Genomic DNA, 19,581 nt, shown 5'->3' with positions numbered 1-19,581 from the left:
ACATCTCGCAGAGTAGCACCCGGCTATCCTGAAGCGATGAAGGAAGTAACAGGCACACGATCGGCCGACCAGGGCAACGACGACCGTGCCGGGCAACATCACCCGGCGGCCTGTGGCGGTGCACTGACCAGCGCTTTTCGCTTCCTCGGCAAGCGGTGGAACGGCATCATCCTGGCCACCCTCCAGCACGGCCCGCTGGGCTTCGCCGAGCTGCGGCGCGCGGTGGAGGGCATCAGCGACTCGGTCCTCTCGGAGCGACTCACCGAACTGTCCGCCGCAGGGCTCACGCTCCGCGAGGTGGAGCCCGGCCCGCCCGTCACGGTCCGCTACCGCCTCACCCCGGCAGGGGAGGCCCTGATGCCCACCCTGGAGGAACTGGCCACGTGGGCAGCCCGCCACCTGCCGAAAACACCGCCGGCGACACAACACGGCGGCCGCCGCTGCTAGCCAGACGCCGAACTCGGTAACCGGTGCGCGGGACGGATGATCCTGCCGAGTGCGACGCAGGGTCCACTCCGGTCATCTTGAGACGGACTTGACGTCACAACAGACGCCTGGCTCGTGCCAGCGGGGTGGGGCGCGGTCAGGCTCGTTCGTTCATTCCTCGTCTGCCGCCCCCATCTCCCACAGCAACAGCTCCGCATCCGTCGCCCCCACCACTTCCAGGTCCCCGGCGGCATCCGTGATGCGCGCCGCGTCCCCCGCGCTCAGCTGCTCCCCGTCCAGCCACACCTCGCCCCGGACGACATGGACGTACACGTACCCGGCTGGCGGGACCGCCGTCCGCTCCCCCGTCCTCAGACGCCGTACGTGGAGCATGGCGCCGGCCTCCGGGACGGCGTACGGGGTGGCGTCGGCGATGCCGCGGACGAGTTCGTAGCAGGGGGTGCCGCCGGGTTCCAGGGGGGCCAGCCAGGTCTGGACGAAGGTCAGGGGGGCATGGCCCGCGTTGCGTTCCACGTGGTGGACGCCGCCCGCCGAGCTGAGCCGCTGGACGTCGCCGGGGCGGACCACCGTCTCGTGGCCCGTGGAGTCGCGGTGGGTCAGCTCGCCCTCGATGACCCAGGTGACGATCTCGGTGTGGCTGTGCCGGTGCTCGTCGAAACCGGCGCCGGAGACCAGGTGTTCCTCGTTGCAGGCGATCATCGCCCCGAAGCGGAGGTTGTCCGGGTCGTAGTGCGGGCCGAAGGAGAAGGCGTGCCGGGTGGTGATTCCGGCCGCCGTCTCGCCGCCGGGGTAGCGCTCTGCCGCGCGCCGTACGTCGATCACGTACACCACCGTAAACGCCTGCCGTGAGGTCCCCGTCCCGACCCGGCGGCACGCACGCACGTCCGGATGAGGCAGTCTTGTCCCCGTGCCCGAACCCGAATCCCGCCCCGCCGAAGCCGCAGCCCACTCCCTCCATCCGCACGCCGCGACCCTGAAGAGACTGGAGAGGTCCTCCGGGTCGCTGGCCGCGCAGGCGATCGCGCGGATGGACGAGACGCTGCCGTGGTACCGGGCGATGCCCCCGGAGAACCGTTCGTGGATCGGGCTGGTCGCCCAGGCGGGCATCGCCGCCTTCACCGAGTGGTTCCGGCACCCGGACGCGCCCCAGGCGATCTCCACCGACGTGTTCGGGACCGCGCCGCGCGAGCTGACGCGGGCGATCACGCTGCGGCAGACCGTGGAGATGGTGCGCACCACGATCGAGGTCATGGAGTCGGCCATCGACGAGGTGGCGGCGCCGGGGGACGAGGCCGTGCTGCGGGAGGCGCTGCTCGTCTACGCCCGCGAGATCGCCTTCGCCACCGCCCAGGTCTACGCGCAGGCCGCCGAGGCACGCGGTGCCTGGGACGCGCGGCTGGAGTCCCTGGTCGTCAACGCGGTGCTCAGCGGGGAGGCCGACGAGGGGGCCGTGTCGCGGGCCGCCGCCCTGGGCTGGAACTCCCCCGAACACGTGTGCGTGGTGCTCGGGACCGCGCCCGACGGGGACTCCGAGCTGACCGTGGAGGCCATCCGGCGGGCCGCCCGGCACGCCAAGCTCCAGGTGCTCACCGGGGTGCTCGGGGACCGGCTGGTGGTGATCGCGGGCGGAAGCGACAACCCGCTGGCGGTGGCCAAGTCGCTGATCGGGCCGTACGCCGCCGGGCCGGTCGTCGCCGGGCCGGTCGTGCCGGACCTGCTGGCCGCGACCCGGTCCGCGCAGGCCGCCGCGGCCGGGCTGAAGGCGTGTTCGGCCTGGCAGGACGCACCGCGGCCGGTGCTGGCGGACGACCTGCTGCCGGAGCGCGCCATCGCCGGAGACCCGGGCGCGCGCGAGCAGTTGGTAGAGGAGATCTACAGACCGCTGGAGGAGGCCGGCTCCGCGCTGCTGGAAACTCTCAGCGTCTATCTGGAACAGGCGAGCAGTCTGGAAGGCGCGGCCAGAATGCTCTTCGTTCACCCGAACACCGTGCGCTACCGGCTCCGACGTGTGACTGACGTCACCGGTTGGTCACCCTCCGATGTACGATCCGCGTTCACCCTCCGGATCGCACTGATCCTGGGGCGTCTGGCCGATGGAGATACCCAGGCCTAGGCTTTTGTCGGGGGTCCACAAAACCCCTTCCTGTTCTTCGTCCCTGTCCCCACGGGCGGTCGCGGCCGTCCCCAAGAGAGAGTGTGAGAGTGCTCGTACTCGTCGCTCCCGGCCAAGGCGCCCAGACGCCCGGCTTCCTGACTCCCTGGCTCGAACTGCCCGGTGCCGCCGACCGTGTGGCCGCCTGGTCCGACGCCATCGGCCTGGACCTCGTGCACTACGGCACCCAGGCCGACGCGGACGCGATCCGCGACACCGCGGTGGCCCAGCCGCTGCTGGTCGCCGCCGGCCTCCTGTCGGCCTCGGCACTGGGTGACACCGGCGCGGACGCGGTCGCGGGCCACAGCGTCGGCGAGATCACCGCCGCCGCGTTCGCGGGCGTCCTGGACGAGATCTCCGCGCTGACCCTGGTCCGCCGGCGGGGCCTGGCCATGGCCGAGGCCGCCGCGATCACCGAGACCGGCATGTCGGCGCTGCTGGGCGGCGACCCGGACGTGTCCACGGCGCACCTGCTCAAGCTGGGCCTGACCCCGGCGAACGTCAACGGGGCCGGCCAGATCGTGGCCGCCGGCACCATGGAGCAGCTCGCCGCACTGAACGAGGACATGCCCGAGGGCGTGCGCAAGGTCATCCCGCTGAAGGTGGCCGGCGCCTTCCACACGCGCCACATGGCCCCCGCGGTCGAGAAGCTGGCGGAGGCCGCCAAGGCGCTCTCGCCCGCCGACCCGAAGATCACCTACGTCTCCAACAAGGACGGCCGTCCCGTGCACAGCGGCGACGAGGTCGTCGAGCGGCTGGTCGGTCAGGTCGCCAACCCGGTCCGCTGGGACCTGTGCATGGAGACCTTCAAGGAGCTGGGCGCCACCGCCCTGATCGAGGTGTGCCCCGGCGGCACCCTGACCGGTCTGGCCCGGCGCGCGCTGCCCGGCGTGAAGACGCTGGCGCTGAAGACCCCCGACGACCTCGACGCGGCCCGCGAGCTCATCACCGAGCACGCGAGCGCCTGACGCCTTAAGGAGCCGACGAGCATGTCGAAGATCAAGCCGAGCAAGGGTGCCCCGTACGCGCGCATCCTCGGTGTGGGCGGCTACCGGCCCACCCGGGTGGTGCCCAACGAGGTGATCCTCGAGCGGATCGACTCGTCCGACGAGTGGATCCGCTCGCGCTCGGGCATCGAGACCCGGCACTGGGCGTCGCCCGAGGAGACCGTCGCGGCCATGTCGATCGAGGCCTCCGGCAAGGCGATCGCCGCCGCCGGGATCGACGCCTCGCGGATCGGCGCCGTGGTCGTCTCGACGGTCTCGCACTTCAGCCAGACCCCGGCCATCGCCACCGAGATCGCGGACCGGCTCGGCACGGACAAGGCGGCCGCCTTCGACATCTCGGCGGGCTGCGCCGGCTTCGGCTACGGCCTCACCCTGGCCAAGGGCATGGTCGTCGAGGGCTCGGCGGAGTACGTGCTGGTCATCGGCGTGGAGCGGCTCTCCGACCTGACCGACCTGGAGGACCGGGCCACGGCCTTCCTGTTCGGCGACGGCGCCGGCGCGGTCGTGGTCGGCCCCTCCCAGGAGCCCGGGATCGGCCCCACCGTGTGGGGCTCGGAGGGCGACAAGTCCGAGACCATCAAGCAGACCGTGCCGTGGGACCGCTTCCACAGCGGCGACGAGTCCTCGCTGCCCGTCGACAGCGAGGGGAACGTCAAGTTCCCCGCGATCACGCAGGAAGGCCAGGCGGTGTTCCGCTGGGCCGTGTTCGAGATGGCGAAGGTCGCCAAGGAGGCGCTGGACGCCTCCGGGCTTTCGCCGGACGACCTGGACGTCTTCATCCCGCACCAGGCCAACGTGCGGATCATCGACTCGATGGTGAAGACGCTCAAGCTGCCGGAGCACGTCACGGTCGCCCGTGACATCCGCACCACCGGCAACACCTCGGCCGCCTCGATCCCGCTCGCCATGGAGCGGCTTCTGGCGACCGGCGAGGCGAAGAGCGGCGACACCGCGCTCGTCATCGGCTTCGGGGCGGGTCTCGTGTACGCCGCGACGGTCGTTACCCTCCCCTAGGCACTCCGTGCCGGATCATGCTTCCGGTGCGGGACCGCACACCCCTGCCGCTGACGCGGCGGGCGCCACACCCTCTGGAAATCTACGAAGGAGCGCCGACATGGCCGCCACTCAGGAAGAGATCGTCGCCGGTCTCGCGGAGATCGTGAACGAGATCGCCGGGATCCCGGTCGAGGACGTCCAGCTGGACAAGTCCTTCACCGACGACCTGGACGTCGACTCGCTGTCCATGGTCGAGGTCGTCGTCGCCGCCGAAGAGCGCTTCGACGTCAAGATCCCCGACGAGGACGTCAAGAACCTCAAGACGGTCGGCGACGCGACCGACTACATCCTCAAGCACCAGGGCTGATCGACCGATCACAGCCTTGGGCTGACTGCCCCGCCACCCGGCGGTGGCGCCGTACGAATCCTCGTTCCGTTGGAGAAAGAATTCCCGTGAGCTCGACCAATCGCACCGTGGTCGTCACCGGTATCGGCGCAACCACACCGCTGGGTGGCGACGTGGCCTCCACCTGGGAGGGCCTGGTCGCCGGCAAGTCCGGCGTCAAGCCCCTGACTCAGGAGTGGGCCGCCGACCAGGCCGTCCGTATCGCGGCCCTGGTGGCCGTGGAGCCGACCGAGGTCATCCCGCGGCCGCAGGCGCGCCGGCTCGACCGTTCCGCGCAGTTCGCGCTGATCGCGGCCCAGGAGGCCTGGAAGGACGCCGGGTTCACCGGCAAGGCCGGCGAGGACGGCACCGTCGACCCGGACCGGCTCGGCACGGTCGTCGCCTCCGGCATCGGCGGTGTGACCACCCTGCTGGACCAGTACGACGTGCTGAAGGAGAAGGGCGTCCGCCGCGTCTCCCCGCACACCGTCCCCATGCTGATGCCGAACGGCCCGTCGGCCAACGTGGGCCTGCTCGTGGGCGCCCGCGCGGGCGTGCACACGCCGGTCTCCGCGTGTGCCTCGGGCGCCGAGGCCATCGGCTACGCCATCGAGATGATCCGCACCGGCCGGGCCGACGTCGTCGTCGCCGGCGGTACGGAGGCGGCGATCCACCCGCTGCCCATCGCCGCGTTCGGCAACATGATGGCGATGTCGAAGAACAACGAGGACCCCGAGGGCGCCTCCCGCCCCTACGACGTCGACCGGGACGGCTTCGTCCTCGGCGAGGGCGCGGGTGTGCTCGTCCTGGAGTCCGCCGAGCACGCCGCCAGGCGCGGTGCCCGCGTCTACGCGGAGGCGGTCGGCCAGGGCATCTCCGCCGACTCCCACGACATCGTCCAGCCGGAGCCGGAGGGCCGCGGCATCTCGCACGCCCTGCAGCACCTGCTCGAGAACACCGACCTGGACCCGGCGGAGATCGTGCACGTCAACGCGCACGCCACCTCGACGCCGGCGGGTGACATCGCCGAGCTGAAGGCGCTGCGCAAGGTCTTCGGCGACGACGCCGACCACATGGCGGTCTCCGCGACCAAGTCGATGACCGGCCACCTGCTCGGTGGCGCGGGCGGTGTGGAGTCGGTGGCGACCGTGCTGGCGCTGTACCACCGGGTGGCTCCGCCGACCATCAACGTCGAGAACATCGACCCCGAGGCCGAGGCGAACGCGGACGTGGTCCGCGGCGAGGCGCGCAAGCTGCCCACCGAGGGCCGTATCGCCGCGCTGAACGACTCGTTCGGCTTCGGCGGGCACAACGTGGTGCTGGCGTTCCGGACGGTCTGATCGCCCCAGCCGGCACGGGCAGCACCGACAGCACCCAGCAGAACCCGGAGGGCCCCACCGATCGGTGGGGCCCTCCGGGTTCTGCTGTCGGGTTCCGCGAGCGGTCGTCGCGGAGGCGACGCCGTCAGACCACCTGGTGCAGCCAGCGCACGGGGGCGCCTTCACCCGCATAGCGGAACGGCTCCAGTTCGTCGTCCCAGGGCTTGCCCAGGAGCTTGGCGAGTTCGGCCTCCAGGTCGCTCTCGCCGCGCTGGGAGCGCAGCAGGGCGGCGCGCAGCCGGTCCTCGGGGATGAGGATGTCGCCGTGGATGCCGGTGACGGCATGGAAGATGCCGAGGTCGGGGGTGCAGCTGTAGCGCTCGCCCTCGGCGGTGGGGCAGGGCTCGGCGGTGACCTCGAAGCGCAGCAACTGCCAGCCGCGCAGCGCGGAGGCGAGTTTGGAGGCGGTGCCGGGCTGGCCCTGCCAGGAGAACTCCGAGCGCCAGGTGCCGGGCGAGGCGGGCTGCCGGATCCAGTCCAGGCTGACGCGCGTACCGAGCACCCCGGCGACGGCCCACTCGACGTGCGGGCACAGCGCGCGCGGCGCGGAGTGCACGTACAGAACTCCACGTGTCGTCACCTGGACCTCCGGGCAGAGCGGGACATGGTGCGGGCGGGCGGACAGCGGTGGCGGGTGAGGCCACGCTGATGGCGAGGCTACCGTGAGACGGGGCAAGGAGTGTGACGTACCGTCGGTCCCGGTGCCAGGAAACGCCCTCCATTCACCCAGGGGGACGCTTGTACGGGTGCGAGCCGCCCACTCGAGTGGGGGCGGGAACCCTCGCGCGTTCTCATGGAGGGGAGCACTTCACGACGACCGAGGGGATCACGGCATGCGGAAACGACGTCACCGTACCCGGGCCGCCCGCGCCGTCGTGGCGGCGGCCGTACTGACCATCACGGGCTGCAGCGCCGCCGGAGCGGAAGCCGGCTCCGGTGCCTCCCGCCCGCCCGCGGCGGCGCCGCCCGTCTGGAACACCAGCCCGGACTCGATCGCCGCGGTCGGCGACTCCATCACCCGCGGCTTCGACACCTGCATGGTGCTGACGGACTGCCCGGCGGCGTCCTGGGCGACGGGCAGTGACGCGTCGGTCAACAGCCTGGCGGTGCGGCTGCTCGGGGCGACCGGGGCGGCCCAGCACAGTTGGAACTTCGCGGTGACCGGGTCCCGGATGGCCGATCTGAACGGCCAGATGAAGCAGGCCGTGCCGAAGAAGCCGCAACTGGTCACGGTGATGGCGGGCGCCAACGACGCCTGCCGGGACACCCTGGACACGATGACCACGGTGGCGGACTTCCGCTCCGGGTTCCAGACCGCGATGAACACGCTGCGTCAGGCGCTGCCCAAGACTCAGGTGTACGTCGCCAGCGTGCCGGATCTGAAGCGGTTGTGGTCCGCGGGCCGTACGAACGCTCTGGGCAAGCAGATCTGGAAGCTCGGCCTCTGTCCGTCGATGCTGGGCGACGCCGACGCGCTGGACGCCGCGGCCACCAAGCGGCGCGACACGGTGCAGGCCCGGGTGCGGGCGTACAACGAGGTGCTGAAGGAGGTCTGCGCGAAGGACCCCCGCTGCCGCTTCGACAACAACGCGGTCTTCGACTACCGCTTCGACACCAAGCAGCTGAGTCCCTGGGACTGGTTCCACCCGAGCCGGAACGGCCAGGCCCGGCTCGCCGAGATCGCCTACCGGACCGTCACCGCGAAAATCCCCTGAACGGCCCCCGCAGAACCCCCGAACGGCCCCCTGCCGACAGGACTTAGGGTTTCCCCATGAGCGAACTCTTCGGCACGCTGGCCGACGGCACCGAGGTGCACCGCTGGACGCTGGAGCGGGCCGGGGTGCGGGTACGGGTGCTGTCGTACGGCGGGATCGTGCAGTCCGTCGAGGTCCCGGACCGGGACGGACGCACGGCGGACGTGGTGCTGGGCTTCCCCGGCCTGGACGGCTACCTGGCCCACCCCGAGCCGTTCCTCGGCGCGCTGATCGGGCGGTACGCCAACCGGATCGCCCAGGGCCGCTTCCCGCTGGACGGGCGGACGTACGCGCTGGAGCAGAACGAGGGCGACAACTCGCTGCACGGCGGTGACGGCGGCTTCGACAGGCGGATGTGGGAGATGACGCCGGTCGGGCACGGCGTACGGCTCAGCCGGGTCAGCCCGCACGGTGAGGAGGGCTTCCCCGGCCGCCTGGAGGTCTCGGTGACGTACACCCTGGACGAGGCGGGCGCCCTGGACATCGCCTACTCGGCGGTCACGGACGCGCCGACCGTCGTCAACCTCACCAGCCACTCGTACTGGAACCTCGGCGGCGCCGGCGACGCGGGCGGCCACGAACTGCGGCTCGACGCCTCCCGGTACACCCCGGTGGACGCGCAGCTGATCCCGACCGGCGTTCTGGACGAGGTGGCGGACACCCGTTTCGACTTCCGGCGGACGCGCAAGGTGGGTTCCGGCTACGACCACAACCTGGTCCTCGACAAGGGCGTCACGGACGTGCCGGTGGAGGTCGCCGAACTGCACGATCCGGCGTCCGGCCGGGTCCTGACGGTGGCGACGACCGAGCCGGGCCTCCAGCTCTACACCGGCGACCACCTTCCCGCGCCCTTCGCTCCCGGCGACGGGATCGCCCTGGAGACCCAGCACTTCCCGGACTCCCCCAACCGCCCGGGCTTCCCGAGCACCGTGCTCAGGCCGGGCGAGGTCTTCCGCTCGCGGACGGTGTACGGCTTCTCGGCCCGCTGAACGCACCAGCCCCGGCCCGGGGGTCAGGTCCCGGGCCGGGGCTGCAGGTGGGCGGACTCGGCCCGGACCAGACGTTAACCGCCGGGGGGAGGAAGCGGCCGGTGATCGGGCACGGCGCCGCGATCCCGTACGAACCCTTCACAATCACCGGCCGGGCGGGCGCCGGCGGGCTCAGCCCAGGGTCACCGTGATGTTCCCCCGGGTCGCCTTCGAGTAGGGGCACACCTGGTGGGCCTTCTCCACCAGACTCCTGGCCGTCGCGGCGTCGACGTTCGGGATGTCCGCGGAGATCTCCACGATGATCCCGAACCCGTCCTCGTTCTTGCCGATGCCGACCTTCGCGGTGACGGTCGAGCCGGAGATGTCGGCGCCCTCCTGGCGGGCGACGACGCCGAGGGCGCCCTGGAAGCAGGCGCTGTAGCCGGCGGCGAACAGCTGCTCCGGGTTGGTGCCGGCGCCGCTGCCGCCCATCTCCTTGGGCGGGTTGACGACGACGTCGAGCCTGCCGTCGTCGGTGGCGACCCGGCCGTCGCGGCCGTTCTCGGCGGTGGCGACGGCGGTGTACAGGACGTCGGAGGGTCGGATTGCGGGGCTGGACATGGGATTGAGTTCCTTCCTTCGTCCGCCGCGACTCGCGCCCACGGTCGCACCCGGCGGTTTCGGAAAGAAGTTACCGCATACCGAAACTCCAGGGAACGGCCACGGGGAGCGGTCACAGCCTGACGATCATCTTTCCGGTGTTGTCGCCGCGCAGCACGCCGAGGAAGGCCTCAAGTGTGTTCCCGATGCCCTCGACGACGGTCTCGCGGTACTTCAGTTCGCCCGAGCGCACCCAGGCGCCGACCTCCCGCACGAACTCGGGCTGGAGGTCGTAGTGGTCGCCGACGAGGAAGCCCTGGATGCGGCCCCGGGTCTGGATCAGCCGGGCGAGGTTCCGCGGGCCGGGGGCGGGCTCGGTGTCGTTGTAGACCGAGATCATCCCGCAGACGGCGATGCGGCCGCCCAGGTTGAGGGAGCCGATGGCGGCTTCCAGGTGCTCGCCGCCGACGTTGTCGAAGTAGACGTCGACGCCGTCCGGGGCAGCGGCCCTCAACTGCTCGGCCACCGGACCGTTCTTGTAGTTGAAGGCGGCGTCGAAGCCGTACTCCTCGGTCAGCAGCCGGACCTTCTCGTCGGAGCCGGCGGAGCCGATCACCCGCGAGGCGCCCTTGAGCCTGGCGATCTGCCCGACCTGCCCGCCGACCGCACCGGCCGCCCCGGAGACGAAGACGGCGTCGCCCGCCGTGAAGGAGGCGGCGCGCAGCAGGCCGGCGTAGGCGGTCAGCCCGGTCATGCCCAGGACGCCGAGGTACGCCGGAAGGGGCGCGGCCGCGGGGTCCACCTTGACGGCGCTGCGGCCGTTCACGGCGGCGTACTCGCGCCAGCCGCCGAAGTGCAGGACGTGGTCGCCGACGGCGATCCCCTCGGCCTCGGAGGCGACGACCTCGCCGACGGCGCCGCCCTGCATGGGCCTGCCCACTTCGTACGGCTCGGCGTACGACTTGGCCGCACTCATCCGGCCCCGCATATAAGGGTCGACGGAGAGGTACTCGTTGCGTACGAGGACCTGCCCCTCGCGCGGCCGCGGGACCTCGGTCTCGACCAGGGCGAAGTCCTCGGGCTGCGGCCAGCCGACCGGGCGGCTGAGCAGGTGCCATTCTCGGTTGATCACGACCAGCGCCTTTCCGTTACTTCAGTTCCTGAAACAACCATGCGCCTGAATATTTAACGAAGTCAAGTAAGCGGGTAGGCTGGTCGCATGGCCGCTGCACCGAACACCCGCCGCCCCGACGCGCTGACCCTCGAGGTCGTCGAACTGATCGGGGACGTCGTGGCCCGGTTCTACGAGGACTACGAGGAAGCCGCCGGGGAGCACGCGCTGACCGGGGCGCAGGCGCGGCTGCTGAGTCTGCTGTCGCTGGAACCGCTGCCGATGCGGAAGCTGGCGCAGAAGCTGAAGTGCGAGCCGTCGAACGTCACCGGGATCGTGGACCGGCTGGAGACACGGGGACTGGTGGAGCGGCGGCCGGATCCGGGTGACCGGCGGGTGAAGCTGGCGGCGGCGACGGAGGAGGGGCGGCGGGTGGCCCGGGAACTGCGGGAGGGGCTGCGCTTCGCCCGGGAGCCGCTGGCGGGCCTGTCCGAGGAGGAGCGGCTGGCGCTGCGGGACCTGCTGCGGCGGATGACGGACCAAGGGGAACCGGGCTGACCGCGGCCGGCGTCACGGGGCTGTACGGCCCAGCGCCGACGAGTGCCGCTCGACACCTGCGGCGCCCGCGCGGCCCGCGGCAGTGGATCGCGCCCTACGTGCACCACCACAGGAAGCGGTCGCACTTGTGGGTCGGGGTGGGGGTCGGGTCCGGTTGAGGGGCCGGCGGGGCGGGGGCGGTCGTCGGGGGGTCCGCGGGCCGGGGCGCCTCCGAGGTCGCCGGGGCCGGCGCACCGGGCCCGTCCGTGCCTGCGCCCGTGCCGTCCTGCGCCGTCGCCTCGGGCGACCGCCCGGGGCTGCTCGCGTCGCTCGCGTCCGGGTTCGGTTTCCCGTCCTTCGTGGAGGCGGAGGCGGAGGGTGAGGCCGACGCCGAGGCGTCCGGTGCGGCCGTGGCCGCGCCGGTCTCCGGCGTGCCGCCGGCCGGCGCGGCCGTACCGCCGGCGCCCGAGGGGGATGCCTCGTCCTCCCCCGCGTCGTCGCCGACCGCCGCCGGTTCGGGATGGGAGAAGCCTGGCAGGGCCGGTGCGTCGACGCCGAGTTCGGCCAGGCTCAGGCCGCTGCCCGCCAGGACGAAGCCTGCGGTGATCAGCAGGATCCGGCGGCGGCGCCTGCGGTGGGCCGCCGCCTTGCGGTCCCGCCGGCTCGCACCCCGGCGCCCGGCAGTCTCCGCAGGCTCCGCGCTCTCCGCGTCCTCGGTGTCCTCGGTGTCCTCGGTGTCGCCGCCGCCCCCGTCAGGTCCACCGTCGTCGCCGTGGTCCTGGGCGAGGCGCGACTCCCCGCTCTCCTGCGGGACCTGGGCGGTCACCGCCTCCGCGCCCACCCCGGGATCCTCCGCGTATGCGGGGAGCGTCTCCACTGGGGTGCCGCACCCCGGGCAGGCGAGGGCGCCGTTGAGGTGCCGTCGGCACGGGTGGCAGTAGTTCATGACGCGGGAAGAGTAAGTTCCGGATGGGCTCGGTTCCTAGGCACCTCTGTGAAGGTTCTGTGCGGGATCGAAAAAATTGTCGAAAGGTTCACCGAAACCCGCGCCTGTCGGACTCTTCGGCACCCACTCCGCCCGCCGAGGCTCCGGCTACCCGAAAACCACACGTCCCACACATGAGTTGAACAACGCCGCCTCCGCCTCCGTATCCATGGGCGGCCCGTGCTCCCCCGCGCGGGCCACCCCAGGTCGACGGGCCCGGTCGTCCCCACCGGGCCCGCCACACACGGAGGTTCCATGGCCGACAACGTCACCTCGCTGTTCCGCGGCGCCGCGGCGCACAGCCCGTCGATGGCGGCGCTGACACGGGAGGGCGGCGACGGGGCCGGGCCGGTGGACTTCTGCATTCCGTGCAACCCCTACTTCCCCACGCCCACCATGTTCCAGGACATGGCGACCCGGTTGCGCGAGATCATCACGTACTACCCGTCCGGCGCCGACACGATCACGGCCGAGCTGTGCAGCCTGCTCCAGCTGCCGCCGCAGTGCGTGGCGATGGGCAACGGCTCCACCGAGCTGATCACCTGGATCGACCACCTGCTGGTGCGCGAGTCCCTGGCCGTTCCCGTCCCCACCTTCGGCCGCTGGACCGACCAGCCCATGGAGACCGACAAGCGGGTCGACATGTTCCCGCTCCAGGAGTCCGACGGCTTCGTCCTGGACCCGGCCCGGTACGCCGAGTTCATCCGGGCGCGGGGGACCAGGGTCGCCGTGGTCTGCAACCCCAACAACCCCGACGGCGGCTTCGTGCCCAAGCACGCCCTGGTGCAGTTCATGGACGCCCTCGCCGACCTGGACCTGGTGGTGATCGACGAGTCGTTCCTGGAGTTCGCCGACGCCGAGGCCGAGCCGAGCGTCGTGCAGGAGGCGATGCTGCGCCCGAACGTGGTCGTGCTGCGCAGCCTGGGCAAGAACTTCGGCCTGCACGGCATCCGCTTCGGGTACCTGGTCGCCAACCCGGCGCTGGCGGGCAGGGTCCGTTCGATGCTGCCGAAGTGGAACCTCAACTCCTTCGCCGAGCACGTGGTGTTCATGCTCAAGGAGCACGGCACGGAGTACCGGCTGAGTCTTCAGCAGGTGCGCCGCGACCGGATGGAGATGGCCTCCCGCCTCTCGGCGCTGCCCGGTCTGACGGTCTACCCGTCCCAGGGCAACTTCCTCTTCGTGCGCCTTCCCGTGGGCGCCGAGGGCACCGTGGTCCGGGACCGGCTGCTCACCGAGCACCGGATCCTGGTCCGCGAGTGCGGCAACAAGATCGGCTCCTCCAGCCGCTTCCTGCGGCTCGTGGTGCGCCCCGAGGTCGACGTGCGTCGTCTCGCGTCCGCCTTGGAACAGGTGCTCTACGGGAGCGGAAGGGAAGCGGCCGTACCCGAGCCGGGGACAGGGACCACCTACAGCTCGGGTACGGCCGCGGTGGACCGGCTGATGAGTGAGACCAACGGGGGCGGCATGCGGATGGCGGCCACCGCCTGGACCGCCGCGGCCGCCGCCGCTCCCGCGATCGCCCCCGCCGCTCCCGCGGTCGCCGCCACCCCTCCCGCGGTCGCCGCCTCGCCGGCTTCCGCCCCTCCAGCGGCAGCCGCAATGCCGGGGATGGCCGCCCCCGCGGTCGCCGCCGCTCCCGGGGCGGCCGCAATCCCGGGAACGGCCGTCCCGGCCGCCGCGGTCCCCGGACCAGCCGTCGGCGTCGCGATGCCACTCCCCGTCGCGGCGTCGGCGGCTCTCGCCGCCCAACCCGCCGACCCCCGCACGTCCTTGCCGGCGGCCACCCCTCCGCCGGGCGCCGCACCGGCCCCGACGCATCCCCTGGCACCGGCGGCGCAACAGGCCCCGGCACCGGCCCCCATACCGGCGCCGGCCCACTTCCCCACCCCGGCTCCCATGCCGGCACCCGCTCCCGTTCCGGCGTCCGCTCCCCCGCTCACCCCGCCGGGCGTCCCCGCCCGCGGTGGCCTCACCGCCGCCCAGGTGCGCGGCATGACCGCCCCGCCCCCGGGCGCCCACGGCCTGGCCCCGGCCCCGGCGACCGGCTGGCCCAGCCACCAGAACTGGCCGGACGCGGCGGGCATGGGGCAGGCGGGGTAGCGCGGGGCCAGGGGCGGCCCGCCTGCTCCGTGGGGCTGCGGCGGCGCCCGTGCTGTGCCGGGCGCCCCGTACCGGTTCCGTGCGCGTGCGTGGCGCGGGACGGCCGCCGTGCAAAATAGCGGAACCCGCGCCCCGTAAGATCGCCCCGGAGGCACACCCTTGGCGCTCAGCAGACGTTCATTCAGCGCCCTCGCGGGCACCGCCGCGCTCGGACTGGCCCTGGGCGGCAGCGGTGGACCGGGGGCACCGTCGGCCTACGCCGCGCGCTCCGCGCCCACGGGCCCGCCGCCACCCCCGCCGAGCGCCGACGGACGGTGGCACAACGTCGGTTACGACCGCTACTCGCTGCTGGTCGACGGCCGGCGGCTGGTGCTGTGGTCGGGCGAGATGCACCCCTTCCGGCTGCCGAGCCCCGACCTGTGGCGGGACGTGCTCCAGAAGATGCGCGCGTACGGCTTCAACGCCGTCAGCATCCACGTGGCCTGGAACTACCACTCCCCCGCCCCGGGACGGTACGACTTCACCGGGGTGCGCGACCTGGACCTCTTCCTGCGCACGGCCGCCGAGACCGGCCTGTACGTCATCCTGCGCCCCGGCCCCCACATCGGCGCCGAGGTCGACGGCGGCGGATTCCCCGGCTGGCTGACCACCACCGAGGGCACCGCGCGGACCGCCGATCCGGCCTACCTCAAGCACGTCGACGAGTGGCTGAGCCACGTCAACACCATCGCCGTCCGGCACCTGTTCACCCGGGGCACCGGCACGGTGCTGCTGTACCAGATCGAGAACGAGTACGACGCCCACGTAAACAAGCCGACCGGGCGCGCCTACATGGCCCACCTGTACCGGAAGGTGCGCGCCGACGGCATCGACGTCCCCCTCTTCCACAACGACAAGGGCAGGAACGGCCACTGGACGCCCGGGTCGTTCGACACCGGTGGCGAGAAGCGAGGTTGGCTGTACGGGTTCGACGGGTCCCCCTCGCCGTCCCGAACCCCGCCCGACTGGGGGCACTTCGGCGCCGGCGGGAGGACCGGCGGGGCGAGCGCCAGTCCCCGCACGCCCGGGTTCATGCCGCAGTCCGGCGGCGGCCGGCCCGATCCGTGGGGCGGTGCCTCGTCGAACGGCACGGGGTACGCGGAGTCGCGGCGCACCCGGGACGCGGCGTACGAGCGGCGCTGCTACCTGACCCACCTCGCCAACGGCATCACCGTCCACAACGTGTACATGGCCTTCGGCGGCACCTCCTGGGGCTGGCTGCCCTCGCCGGCCGTCTACACGTCGTACGACTACGGGGCGGCCCTCGACGAGGGCCGCCGGCCCACCGACAAGCTGGTGCCGATGCACCAGATCGGGCACATGCTCCAGCGCTTTCCCGACTTCGCCAGGCTGGACCGCGCGGCCGACGTGAAGGTGCGCGGGCTGACGACGTACCACCTGAGGAACCCGGACACCGGCACCCACGTCCACGTCCTGCGCAACGACGGCGACCGGGAGGTCTCCTCGACGCTGCGCACGGCCGGCGCGGACCTGCCGGTGACCGTGCCGGCCCGGGACGCCCGGCTGATGGTCACCGGGCTGACCCTGGGGCGGCGCACCGTGCGGTACTCCACCGCGCAGCCGATGCTGTTCCTCACCGCCGGGGGGCAGGACGTCGTCGTGTTCTGCGGCCGGTACGGCGAACTGGCACGCGTGGTGCTGGAGTCCGCCCAGGAGCCGCGGGTCACCCGGCTGAGCCAGCAGGCCGCGTACGCCTACGACCGGGGCCTGCTGCGCCTGACCGTCCCGCTCGGCGCCGGCGGGCTGATCGGGGTCCGGGTGGAGGGCGACGGGAACGGCCGGCCGCTGATGCTGCTCTTCGCCGACGAGGCGACCTCGACGCGCCTGTGGCCGTACGACACCCCGTCGGGCTCCCTGCTGGTCCACGGCCCGGCGCTGCTGCGCACCGCCACCGTGCGCGGCTCCACGGTGCACCTCACCGGCGACACCGTCGAGGAGACCGGCCTGGAGGTGTGGGGCCCGCGCGGCGTCGACGGTGTGACGTGGAACGGCCGGGCGGTGCCGGTGTCGGCGACCGGCTCGAAGAGCCTGCGGGCCGACGTGCCGCTGCCGGGCGTGCCCGAGGTGACACTGCCCGCGCTCGGCGGCTGGCGGATGCGTGCCGAGAACCCCGAGGCCGGGCCGGCCTTCGACGACTCGGCGTGGCGGGCCGCCGACCGGACGTCCTCGTACAGCACGACCCCCGTGCCGAAGGGCGGGCCCGTGCTGTTCGCCGACGACTACGGCTTCCACTACGGGGACGTCTGGTACCGCGGCACGTTCACGGACGCCACCGGCATCGCATCGGTCTCCCTCGCCTACAGCGCGGGCACGCAGGGGCTGCTGATGGCCTGGCTGGACGGGGAGCCGCTGGGCACCCACCGGCTGCCGGTGCCCGAAGGCGGCACTCCGCGGCGGGGAAGCTGGTCGGACACGGCGGTCTTCCCGGTGCGCGGAGCGCTGCGCGGGCCCGGCCGGCACGTGCTGTCGGTCCTGGTGCGGCGGATGCAGCACGACCAGGACGACGCGGCGCGCGACACCCACAAGGCGGCGCGCGGCCTGACGGCGGTCACCTTCACCGGGGGCGCGCCGAAGGTGCGGTGGCGGATCCAGGGCGAGGCCGCTCCCGACCCGGTGCGCGGGCCGCTGAACAACGGCGGGCTGTACGGGGAGCGGGAGGGCTGGCACCTGCCGGGCTTCCCGGACCGCGACTGGGAGCCGGTGACGTTCCCGCGCGCGGTGCGGCGGCAGGGGGTGACCTGGTACCGGACCACGTTCCGGGCGGCCGTCGAGCCGGGCGTCGACGCCTCGATCGGGCTCACCCTGGACGACGACCGGTACCGCTCCTACCGCGCGCAGATCTTCCTCAACGGCTGGAACCTGGGCCAGTACGTCAACGGCGTCGGTCCGCAGCACACGTTCGTCCTGCCGAACGGGATCCTGCGCACCCGGGGCGTCAACACCCTGGCCCTGGCGGTGTTGTCGGAGTTCACCACGCTGTCCGGCCCGGGGCAGGTGCGGCTGACGCTGCTGGGCGCGGCGGCCGGCGGGGTGCCGGTGACGCCGCTGCCCTCGCCGGGGCGGTGACCGCGCGTTCGGGGCCGTGGCACGGGCGTCGGATCGCATGACGCGGGCAACCTGGGCCGCGTAGGCTCGGACGGCCCTCCGTGGTGGAGGGCCGGAAGGGGTGCGCCGATGGGCTCAGCGCGGGGCCGCAGGACCGGCCGGGAGCGTGCCCGCTCATGAGTGACGCGGGTGAGGGGGGAAGGACCTTCCGCCACCGCGGGCGGCCCGGGGATGATGAGGGCAGGCCTGGGAGATCCACGGGGGAACATCGTGCGTAGGAGAAGGGAGATGCGTCGGCTCGCCGACGCGCTCGTCGACCCCATCCGGGTTCCGGTCCCCGCCGACCCCGAGGTGCTGCTGGCCGCGCTCGTCGACTCCGTCAGCGCCTGGCGGGGCCGCCCGGTCGTCGTCCGGCGGGAGGTGTTCCCACCGCACACCGCCAGCGGGCTGTGGCTGGAGGGCGAGACCCAGGACGTGGTCGTCGTCGACCAGCGGGCCGCCGTGTGGCACCAGATCGTGATCTTCTGCCACGAGGTGTGGCACATGAGCCGGCGGCAGACCGGCGCGGATGCCGCTCCCGCCGGGGGGCCGCCCCGGCCGGTCGCGGCGCGCACCGACTTCAGCCTGGCCGACGAGCAGGAGGCGGACCGCTTCGGCATGCTGATGGGCCGTCGGCTGCGGACCTGGCTGGAGGCGTCGGCGGAACCGTCGCCCAACGACGGCCCCGACCACGGCCAGGACCTCGCCGGACGTATCGGAGCCGCGCTCAACTACCGGGGGAACCGGGGAAGATGAGCGGCCTGATCAACTACGTCAGCTGCGGCGTGCTGTGGCTGGGCCTCGCGGTGAAGGCCCCCGAACTGGCCCGCCACCGGAGCGATCCCTATCTGCGCGCGATCTGCGCGGTGCTGGGTCTGGGCGGCTTCTGCTTCCTGCTCGGGGCCCCGCCGACGGTCGGCGCGATCAACCGGCTCAGCGGTGTGCCGAACCTCGCCGCGCCGCTGACGTACGGGTCGATCACCGCCTACAGCGCGGCCTCCCAGGTCCTCGTCGTCTACTGGCGGGGCGGCGGGCACGTGCACCGGGTGGCCCGGCGCTGGATGGCGGCCTACACGCTGGTACTCGTCGGCATCGCCGCCACGTTCGCGCTGGGCGAGGCGCCGGTGGAGCGCCGTACCGACCTGGACACCTACTACGCGACGACGCCGTTCGTCGCCGAGATGATCGTGCTGTACCTGGTGGGGCACCTCGCCGCCGTCAGCGTCACCGCGGTGTCCGCGGTGCGGTGGGCGCGCGAGGTGGACGGCTGGCTGCGCGCGGGGCTGCTGGTCCTGGGTCTTGGGTCGCTGTGCGGCGCCGGGTACAGCGTGTCCAAGCTGGTCGCCGTGGTCGCCCGCTGGTGCGGGCGGGACTGGTCGGGGCTGAGCACGAACGTCTCGCCGGCCGTGGCCGGGCTGGGCGCCCTGCTGACGTCGGCGGGCATCCTGGTGCCGCTGGCCGGGCCCCACCTCACCGAGTGGCGGCGGTCCGGGCGGGCGTACGCGCGGCTGGAACCGCTGGAGCGCGAGCTGGACGAACTGCTCACCCGCCGCTGCCTGCGGCTGCCGCGGCCGCGCTGGGCCACGCCCACCACACGGCTGATGTGGCGTCAGACCAGCATCCACAACGCGCTCAGCTACCTGGACGCGTCCTTCGACCGGTCCCTGTACGAGCGGACCCACGCGGCGGTGCTGGGGGCGACCGGTGACGCCGAGCGCGCCGAGGCCGCCGCGTGGGCGGCGGTCATCGCCGCCGCCGTGCGCGAGGAGAGCGGCGGGCCGCTGCCCGGCGAGGCGGGCCGGCTGCCCGTCCGGGTGCCGGGTCCGGCCGCCCTGGTCCGCGTGGCGGACGCGCTGGCCGCACCGGCCCCCGTGACGGCCGCCCGAGTTCCCAGCGGTACGACCCCCACGAGCACACCATGACCACGTCACGCACAGCACACCGCCCGCACCGCAGGCCCGCCACGACAGCCACGACAGCCACGACAGCCACGAGGACAGTGGTCCGCCGCGG

18 protein-coding genes are annotated in these 19,581 nt (G+C 72.8%); 13 read left to right on the top strand and 5 right to left on the bottom strand.

From position 1 onward, the window contains the following. Positions 1-36: 36 nt before the first annotated feature. Complete coding sequence (locus tag ACTYVM_RS28110) at positions 37-447, top strand: winged helix-turn-helix transcriptional regulator (protein ID WP_445528635.1); 411 nt, start codon at positions 37-39, stop codon at positions 445-447. 150 nt (positions 448-597) lie between these two features. On the opposite strand, the gene ACTYVM_RS28105 is transcribed toward ACTYVM_RS28110, so the two are convergent. Further along, positions 598-1,266, bottom strand: coding sequence for a pirin family protein (locus tag ACTYVM_RS28105; RefSeq protein WP_445528653.1), 669 nt, complete (start codon positions 1,264-1,266; stop codon positions 598-600). A gap of 88 nt (positions 1,267-1,354) precedes the next feature. Between ACTYVM_RS28105 and fasR the strand changes: the two genes are divergently transcribed. From fasR to fabF, 5 genes are all read left to right on the top strand, one after another. Next, the gene (gene fasR, locus ACTYVM_RS28100; protein ID WP_445528634.1) at positions 1,355-2,560 is read left to right on the top strand and encodes a fatty acid biosynthesis transcriptional regulator FasR; all 1,206 of its coding nucleotides are present in this window, start codon (positions 1,355-1,357) and stop codon (positions 2,558-2,560) included. Between the two features lie 89 nt (positions 2,561-2,649). Then, a complete protein-coding gene (locus ACTYVM_RS28095; RefSeq protein ID WP_445528633.1) occupies positions 2,650-3,567 on the top strand; it encodes an ACP S-malonyltransferase in 918 nt (305 codons plus the stop codon). A 21-nt stretch (positions 3,568-3,588) separates the two neighbouring features. Continuing rightward, positions 3,589-4,620: a ketoacyl-ACP synthase III gene (locus ACTYVM_RS28090; RefSeq protein ID WP_445528632.1), complete on the top strand. Its 1,032-nt coding sequence runs from the start codon at positions 3,589-3,591 to the stop codon at positions 4,618-4,620. A 100-nt stretch (positions 4,621-4,720) separates the two neighbouring features. Next, positions 4,721-4,969 carry an acyl carrier protein gene (locus ACTYVM_RS28085; protein WP_003989952.1) on the top strand — a complete coding sequence of 83 codons (249 nt, stop codon included), beginning with the start codon at positions 4,721-4,723 and terminating at the stop codon, positions 4,967-4,969. Positions 4,970-5,055: 86 nt separating this feature from the next. Next, on the top strand, positions 5,056-6,327 hold the full coding sequence (gene fabF / locus ACTYVM_RS28080) for a beta-ketoacyl-ACP synthase II (protein WP_445528631.1): 1,272 nt from the start codon (positions 5,056-5,058) through the stop codon (positions 6,325-6,327). Between the two features lie 124 nt (positions 6,328-6,451). Here the strand turns inward: fabF and ACTYVM_RS28075 are convergent, their stop codons facing one another. Beyond that, positions 6,452-6,946, bottom strand: coding sequence for a DUF3145 domain-containing protein (locus ACTYVM_RS28075; protein WP_445528630.1), 495 nt, complete (start codon positions 6,944-6,946; stop codon positions 6,452-6,454). A gap of 253 nt (positions 6,947-7,199) precedes the next feature. Here ACTYVM_RS28075 and ACTYVM_RS28070 point away from each other — a divergent pair, with 253 nt between their 5' ends. Both ACTYVM_RS28070 and ACTYVM_RS28065 read left to right on the top strand, forming a co-directional pair. After that, positions 7,200-8,081, top strand: coding sequence for an SGNH/GDSL hydrolase family protein (locus ACTYVM_RS28070; protein WP_445528629.1), 882 nt, complete (start codon positions 7,200-7,202; stop codon positions 8,079-8,081). Between the two features lie 56 nt (positions 8,082-8,137). Then, the gene (locus ACTYVM_RS28065; RefSeq protein ID WP_445528628.1) at positions 8,138-9,109 is read left to right on the top strand and encodes an aldose epimerase family protein; all 972 of its coding nucleotides are present in this window, start codon (positions 8,138-8,140) and stop codon (positions 9,107-9,109) included. A 171-nt stretch (positions 9,110-9,280) separates the two neighbouring features. Here ACTYVM_RS28065 and ACTYVM_RS28060 read toward each other — a convergent pair whose 3' ends face one another. Both ACTYVM_RS28060 and ACTYVM_RS28055 read right to left on the bottom strand, forming a co-directional pair. After that, entirely contained in the window at positions 9,281-9,709 is a 429-nt protein-coding gene (locus tag ACTYVM_RS28060; protein WP_445528627.1) for an organic hydroperoxide resistance protein, read from the bottom strand. 112 nt (positions 9,710-9,821) lie between these two features. Next, a complete protein-coding gene (locus tag ACTYVM_RS28055; protein ID WP_445528626.1) occupies positions 9,822-10,820 on the bottom strand; it encodes an NADP-dependent oxidoreductase in 999 nt (332 codons plus the stop codon). A gap of 87 nt (positions 10,821-10,907) precedes the next feature. Between ACTYVM_RS28055 and ACTYVM_RS28050 the strand changes: the two genes are divergently transcribed. Next, a complete protein-coding gene (locus tag ACTYVM_RS28050; RefSeq protein ID WP_445528625.1) occupies positions 10,908-11,357 on the top strand; it encodes a MarR family winged helix-turn-helix transcriptional regulator in 450 nt (149 codons plus the stop codon). Between the two features lie 94 nt (positions 11,358-11,451). Here ACTYVM_RS28050 and ACTYVM_RS28045 read toward each other — a convergent pair whose 3' ends face one another. Continuing rightward, a complete protein-coding gene (locus ACTYVM_RS28045; protein ID WP_445528624.1) occupies positions 11,452-12,282 on the bottom strand; it encodes an SCO2400 family protein in 831 nt (276 codons plus the stop codon). A 294-nt stretch (positions 12,283-12,576) separates the two neighbouring features. Here ACTYVM_RS28045 and ACTYVM_RS28040 point away from each other — a divergent pair, with 294 nt between their 5' ends. The 4 genes from ACTYVM_RS28040 to ACTYVM_RS28025 all read left to right on the top strand — a co-directional run bounded on the left by ACTYVM_RS28040 (position 12,577) and on the right by ACTYVM_RS28025 (position 19,490). Further along, positions 12,577-14,424: a pyridoxal phosphate-dependent aminotransferase gene (locus ACTYVM_RS28040; protein WP_445528623.1), complete on the top strand. Its 1,848-nt coding sequence runs from the start codon at positions 12,577-12,579 to the stop codon at positions 14,422-14,424. A gap of 159 nt (positions 14,425-14,583) precedes the next feature. Then, the gene (locus ACTYVM_RS28035; protein ID WP_445528622.1) at positions 14,584-17,550 is read left to right on the top strand and encodes a glycoside hydrolase family 35 protein; all 2,967 of its coding nucleotides are present in this window, start codon (positions 14,584-14,586) and stop codon (positions 17,548-17,550) included. 267 nt (positions 17,551-17,817) lie between these two features. Continuing rightward, the gene (locus ACTYVM_RS28030) at positions 17,818-18,324 is read left to right on the top strand and encodes a toxin (protein ID WP_445528621.1); all 507 of its coding nucleotides are present in this window, start codon (positions 17,818-17,820) and stop codon (positions 18,322-18,324) included. After that, a complete protein-coding gene (locus tag ACTYVM_RS28025; RefSeq protein WP_445528620.1) occupies positions 18,321-19,490 on the top strand; it encodes an MAB_1171c family putative transporter in 1,170 nt (389 codons plus the stop codon). Before ACTYVM_RS28030 ends, ACTYVM_RS28025 begins: the two co-directional genes overlap by 4 nt. Positions 19,491-19,581 lie beyond the last annotated feature (91 nt).

This window comes from Streptomyces cyslabdanicus, from assembly GCF_052663305.1.
Note: the sequence above shows the minus strand (reverse complement) of the source record. Positions and strands in the feature narration are given on the sequence as shown.

Coding starts and splice junctions, on each gene's coding strand:
- ACTYVM_RS28090 (WP_445528632.1), top strand. CDS start 3,589: ATGTCGAAGATCAAGCCGAGCAAGGGTGCCCCGTACGCGCGCATCCTC.
- ACTYVM_RS28085 (WP_003989952.1), top strand. CDS start 4,721: ATGGCCGCCACTCAGGAAGAGATCGTCGCCGGTCTCGCGGAGATCGTG.
- ACTYVM_RS28050 (WP_445528625.1), top strand. CDS start 10,908: ATGGCCGCTGCACCGAACACCCGCCGCCCCGACGCGCTGACCCTCGAG.
- ACTYVM_RS28065 (WP_445528628.1), top strand. CDS start 8,138: ATGAGCGAACTCTTCGGCACGCTGGCCGACGGCACCGAGGTGCACCGC.
- ACTYVM_RS28045 (WP_445528624.1), bottom strand. CDS start 12,282: ATGAACTACTGCCACCCGTGCCGACGGCACCTCAACGGCGCCCTCGCC.
- ACTYVM_RS28040 (WP_445528623.1), top strand. CDS start 12,577: ATGGCCGACAACGTCACCTCGCTGTTCCGCGGCGCCGCGGCGCACAGC.
- ACTYVM_RS28025 (WP_445528620.1), top strand. CDS start 18,321: ATGAGCGGCCTGATCAACTACGTCAGCTGCGGCGTGCTGTGGCTGGGC.
- ACTYVM_RS28030 (WP_445528621.1), top strand. CDS start 17,818: ATGCGTCGGCTCGCCGACGCGCTCGTCGACCCCATCCGGGTTCCGGTC.
- ACTYVM_RS28110 (WP_445528635.1), top strand. CDS start 37: ATGAAGGAAGTAACAGGCACACGATCGGCCGACCAGGGCAACGACGAC.
- ACTYVM_RS28060 (WP_445528627.1), bottom strand. CDS start 9,709: ATGTCCAGCCCCGCAATCCGACCCTCCGACGTCCTGTACACCGCCGTC.
- ACTYVM_RS28070 (WP_445528629.1), top strand. CDS start 7,200: ATGCGGAAACGACGTCACCGTACCCGGGCCGCCCGCGCCGTCGTGGCG.